Origin of the sequence: Flavobacterium sp., assembly GCF_031363805.1 — a bacterium.
In the GTDB taxonomy this organism is placed as follows: Bacteria; Bacteroidota; Bacteroidia; order Flavobacteriales; family Flavobacteriaceae; genus Flavobacterium.
The window spans coordinates 1-5,132 of sequence record NZ_JANLVD010000214.1; the positions used below are offsets into that span (position 1 = coordinate 1).

The following is a 5,132-nucleotide window of genomic DNA, read 5'->3' on the forward strand; positions in this document are numbered from 1 at the left end:
CCGAGGGGGTCGGGGGTTCGAACCCCTCATCGCCCACTAAGCACTTCTTTATGAGGTGCTTTTTTTATTATAACTCTTTTATAAAATCCTTTTATTTATAATATCATGGATTTTAAATGTATGTTCACACTATTTTTGTAACATAAGGTTCGAACAATTCTAATTAGACTTTAAACTTTGCAAATTTGATTTAGAAATTTGGTTTTTAAATTCATATTCTATTTTTCGGGCGTTATTTATATTTGTCTATGGATAAAAACGGGGGGATTTTTTTTAATGTTCTAACAAACCTTTACCAGTTATTTTATATAGAAGTCCCAATCCAATATAAACTATTGTTAATATTATTAGAAATAATAAAACATATTTTAAAAATTTATTTTTAATTATTTTAATCCTTAACAAATAAAAAATACTACTTATCAATCCAAAAATTAATAAGGAAATTGTAAAAAATAAAACAATAATTAATCCAAACGTTGAGTTATTTATATCTAAAAACATTTTTTTTTATTTTCAATTTTAATTTTCGATTAGTAATATTTGAAAATTTTTAAACTAATTTAATAGAATATTACTTCAAATTAATTTAAAAAATTAGTAGTCCAAAATTTTATTAGAAATTTACTCAATATTTATTAAACATCCTTAATGTAATCATCATACTCCAAATAAAACATTTCTAGCATATTCATTTTTTCATTAAAAAAATCAAATATTTCATCCCAATTATTCTTATTGCTTACGCTAACATTCAATTTTTCCACCCAAATTCTACTAATTGTTTTTTCACTTTCTAAAGTAAATTTGCTTTCAAAAACCAAATCTTTTACAAATTCATCTTCCAGAATAGATTTTAAAGATTCTAATTTTTCAAAATATGTCATTCGCTTTTCAGCATCTCGCATTTCAATATCAATAAGTACCTGAGCCCTTTTGTTGTCAACAAAAAACTTAAAAGAAAAATCTTTTATTTTTGTATCATACAGTATCCATTTTCTTGGATATTTGTCTGCAAATGCTACCCAGAATTCTCTTTTTAACTTTTGAGTTTCTTCTCTACTATACATTTTATAAGTTTTTGGATTCAGAAAATTTGCGAATTACTATTTTCTAAGCTACTTTTATAAATAAATTAAGCACAAAAATAACATTTGAAAATGGATTTTAATGTATTTCTTGATTTTGTTCCAAAGATAGCACAAGAAAATTTGCTGTCTGATGTGGCACACCAAAAAATGGAACCACAACAAAGACGAGATTTACTGAAAAACATCGACTTAAACACTCTGAATCCAAGAGAATCTGCCGTCATGATGTTATTTTATCCCAAAGAAAGTATTACCCATTTGGCTTTAATTATTAGAAATGCTTATCCAGGAATTCACTCTTCACAAATTGCATTTCCTGGCGGGAAAGTGGAACTTTTTGATACATCATTAGAAGAAACTGCTTTGAGAGAAACCCATGAAGAAATTGGAATTTCATCAGATAAAATAACGGTTATCAGACCTTTTACCAAAATTTACATTCCACCTAGCAATTTTATGGTGTATCCATTTTTAGGCTACAGCAATCAAGAATTAATATTTAATCCAGATCCAAGTGAAGTGGCAGGAATAATTGAATTACCAATAACTGATTTTTTGGACGACACCAATGTAATTTCAGAAAAAATTAAAACTTCCTACACTTCCGAAATTATTGTTCCTGCTTTCAAAATTAAAGAACATATAGTTTGGGGCGCTACTGCCATGATGATGAGCGAGTTGAAAGAATTATTAAAAAAAGTATTATAATTTAATAGTTTTTGTAAATTTGTAGCCTATACTATTTACAAAAAATTATGGGATTATTAAAACGAAATCCTTTTGGTCATATACTTTTTATAAAACTTTGGTTGATTAGAATCCTCGGTGCCATTACACACAGGCGATATCGTGGCTTCAATGAGCTACAAATTGATGGTTCAGAAATTATCAAAGCACTACCAGATACAAATGTATTATTCATATCCAATCACCAAACTTACTTTGCAGATGTTGTGGCTATGTTTCATGTTTTTAATGCTAGTTTGAGCGGTCGCGAAGACACTATAAAAAATATAGGCTATTTGTGGAGACCAAAAATGAATATGTATTATGTGGCCGCCAAAGAAACGATGGAATCTGGCATTCTTCCAAGGATTATGGGCTATGTTGGTGCCATAACCGTCCAAAGAACTTGGAGAGCAAAAGGCAAAGATGTTACAGAAAAAAAAGAAGTCAACCCAAACGATACCGAAAATATAAAAATTGCGCTGGCTGATGGTTGGGTCATTACTTTTCCACAAGGAACCACAAAGTCATTTAAACCTGTTCGGAAAGGTACTGCTCATATTATAAAGCAACACAGACCAATCGTTGTTCCAATCGTAATTGATGGTTTTCGAAGATCGTTCGATAAAAAAGGTTTGCGATTAAAGAAAAAAGGCATTCTACAATCATTTACGATCAAAGAACCACTTGATATCGATTATGATAATGATACTATCGAACAAATTGTAGAAAAAGTAGAATATGCTATAGAACAGCATGCCTCATTCCTAAAAGTTATTCCTGTAGAAGTGCTTGAAGAACAAAAAGAACTGGATAAATTACGACAATGGAATTATTAAAATAAAATCTACAAATCTATTTTCTTGAGCTCTTCGTAATTTTTCTTTAGTTTTTTAAGCAAAAATCCATAGAGTAATTTGTAAAATAACCATACAGCTATTAACACAATTGCGGTAACAACTATCGCCACCAAAATAGAAACTATATAAACACTGTCAGGAATATTCGCAATATTTCCGCCATTCTCTAAGGTAACTTTTATAATTTGTTTCTTCAAACTGTAAGCAAAAACTGCAATAAAAACCACAGCAATAGTTACCAAATTAAATAAAATATAATTTTGAACCGTTTTTCTAGTTTTCAAAATACTGGACATCAGCAGTTTTGTGCTATCTGTAGTAGAAACTTTTCTATACATTAAATAGAATCTGGCAATAAAATAAACAATTACCGCATACATAAATACCATGAAAATTTGGTAATAACTATAAATTCCAAAATCTTTCATATATTTTGTATTGTCCATATCATATTTGGTAAACGACATTCCAAAGTTTATAATCAATCCAAAACTCAATTCAAAAATACTGACAATCAAAATCCACTTCACAGTCGAAGATGAATTTTTATGCAACATACCATAAATATGCTGCTCAGAAATTTTTGGGTAATTTTGAGGTTTATTCCAATCTTTTTTTAATAAATCCAACTCTTCCATATATCAATTTCCGTTACGGATTAATAATTTTTTTTAACTTCCCCTTAATCCGATTCATTTTCACCCTAGCGTTTACCTCCGTAATACCAAGCGTTTCAGAGATTTCCATATAATCTTTGTCTTCCAAATACATAAAAACCAATGCTTTTTCAATATCATTCAATTGCTGAACGGCTTTGTACAAAAGTTTCAAATGCTCCTCTTCCTCATAATTATATTCCTCTTGTAGTACAAAATGCTTGCCAGTTTCAAATTCAATAGTATTAACCGTTTTTGTGCTTTTTCTATACAAAGTTATTGCCGTATTTAAGGCGACTCTGTATGCCCAAGTAGAAAATTTAGAATCGCCACGAAACTTAGGAAAAGCTTTCCACAACTGGATTGTAACTTCCTGAAACAAATCGTTGTGCGCATCCTGACCTTGAGTATACAACCTACAAATTTTGTGAATTATATTCTGATTCTCTTTTAATTGCGCAACAAAATTTTGTTCTAAAGCAGTACTCATATTATTATAAGTAGTAAAAATTAATAATTGTTACAATTTAATTGTTTTTTTTGGAAGCACAAACATCTCATTCCAAAACAAACATTATTCCCGCTTTCGGCTATATCTGTCATAGCGAGGCACGAAACAATCTCACATTTAATTTTTTGCTTCGCAATGACAGGATACCGCCTCAATCGGGGCTATGTAGAAACATTCCCGATTCCAAGAAAAACTTTGTAACTTTGTGACTTAGAAACTTTCAACCTTTGCAACTCAAAAAATGAACATTCCACAATCAAAAAATCCTCGAATTGTCATCATTGGTGGCGGTTTTGCAGGCATATCTATAGCCAAAAAATTACGAAACAAAAACTTGCAAGTCGTACTTTTAGACAAACACAATTACCATACATTCCAACCTTTATTGTATCAAGTAGCCACTGGCGGACTAGAAGCAGGCTCTATCGCCTACCCTATTCGCAAAGTGATCCAAGAATACAAAGATTTTTATTTCCGGTTAACATCCGTTAAAGAAATAGATACCAAAAATCAGAAAATAATTTCAGAAATTGGCGAATTAAACTATGATTATTTGATCATTGCTACTGGATCAAAAACCAATTATTTTGGCAACAAGGAAATCGAGCGCAACTCGATGTCCATGAAAACCATTCCGCAATCGTTGAACATTCGAAGTTTGATTCTCGAAAATTTTGAACAAGCAGTACTCACCAAAGATATAGCCGATAAAAATGCATTAATTAATTTTGTGTTAGTTGGCGGCGGACCAACAGGAGTCGAACTAGCAGGCGCGTTGGCCGAAATGAAAAAAGCCATTCTCCAAAAGGATTATCCAGATTTGGATATGAGCAAAATGCAAATAAATTTGATTCAAAGTGGCGATAGAATTCTAAACACCATGAGCGAAAAATCATCGCAAGCGGCTCAGGACTTTCTCGAAAATTTAGGTGTCAAAATCTGGAAAAACGTTCGGGTTACCAATTATGATGGCCGTACAATAACCACAAATTCCGATTTAACTTTCGAAACCGCTACTATGATTTGGACAGCAGGTGTTCAAGGCGCAGCCATTACTGGATTGGATGCCAAATCATTGGTTGAAAAAGTAGAACGCATTCGTGTAAACGAGTTTAATCAAGTATTGGGTTATAATAATATTTTTGCTATTGGCGATATTGCTTCAATGGAAACAGCATTGTATCCGCAAGGTCATCCCATGATGGCACAACCAGCATTGCAACAAGGCGATTTCTTAGGAAAAAATATTGTGAAACTAATTAATAACCAACCAATGCAACCTTTCGAG

Annotated in this window: 6 protein-coding genes; 3 read left to right on the top strand and 3 right to left on the bottom strand. The window is 31.4% G+C overall.

What is annotated here, in order from left to right; translation table 11 throughout:
* Window positions 1-638 precede the first annotated feature (638 nt).
* Window positions 639-1,070 carry a DUF4268 domain-containing protein gene (locus RMN92_RS11470; RefSeq protein WP_309609583.1) on the bottom strand — a complete coding sequence of 144 codons (432 nt, stop codon included), beginning with the start codon at window positions 1,068-1,070 and terminating at the stop codon, window positions 639-641.
* Window positions 1,071-1,160: 90 nt separating this feature from the next.
* On the opposite strand from RMN92_RS11470, the gene RMN92_RS11475 reads away from it, so the two are divergent.
* Complete coding sequence (locus tag RMN92_RS11475) at window positions 1,161-1,799, top strand: CoA pyrophosphatase (RefSeq protein ID WP_309609584.1); 639 nt, start codon at window positions 1,161-1,163, stop codon at window positions 1,797-1,799.
* Between the two features lie 47 nt (window positions 1,800-1,846).
* Window positions 1,847-2,656, top strand: a complete 810-nt coding sequence (locus RMN92_RS11480) for a lysophospholipid acyltransferase family protein (RefSeq protein WP_309609585.1) — start codon at window positions 1,847-1,849, stop codon at window positions 2,654-2,656.
* Window positions 2,657-2,664: 8 nt separating this feature from the next.
* Here RMN92_RS11480 and RMN92_RS11485 read toward each other — a convergent pair whose 3' ends face one another.
* On the bottom strand, window positions 2,665-3,315 hold the full coding sequence (locus RMN92_RS11485) for a hypothetical protein (RefSeq protein ID WP_309609586.1): 651 nt from the start codon (window positions 3,313-3,315) through the stop codon (window positions 2,665-2,667).
* Between the two features lie 13 nt (window positions 3,316-3,328).
* On the bottom strand, window positions 3,329-3,823 hold the full coding sequence (locus tag RMN92_RS11490) for a sigma-70 family RNA polymerase sigma factor (RefSeq protein WP_309609587.1): 495 nt from the start codon (window positions 3,821-3,823) through the stop codon (window positions 3,329-3,331).
* Between the two features lie 262 nt (window positions 3,824-4,085).
* On the opposite strand from RMN92_RS11490, the gene RMN92_RS11495 reads away from it, so the two are divergent.
* Window positions 4,086-5,132, top strand: a 1,047-nt coding sequence (locus RMN92_RS11495) for an NAD(P)/FAD-dependent oxidoreductase (protein WP_309609588.1), incomplete at its 3' end; no start/stop codon positions are given.

Excerpts from the sequence above, each read along its gene's own strand:
- RMN92_RS11480 (WP_309609585.1), top strand. The coding sequence starts at position 1,847 with ATGGGATTATTAAAACGAAATCCTTTTGGTCATATACTTTTTATAAAA.
- RMN92_RS11485 (WP_309609586.1), bottom strand. The coding sequence starts at position 3,315 with ATGGAAGAGTTGGATTTATTAAAAAAAGATTGGAATAAACCTCAAAAT.
- RMN92_RS11470 (WP_309609583.1), bottom strand. The coding sequence starts at position 1,070 with ATGTATAGTAGAGAAGAAACTCAAAAGTTAAAAAGAGAATTCTGGGTA.
- RMN92_RS11475 (WP_309609584.1), top strand. The coding sequence starts at position 1,161 with ATGGATTTTAATGTATTTCTTGATTTTGTTCCAAAGATAGCACAAGAA.
- RMN92_RS11490 (WP_309609587.1), bottom strand. The coding sequence starts at position 3,823 with ATGAGTACTGCTTTAGAACAAAATTTTGTTGCGCAATTAAAAGAGAAT.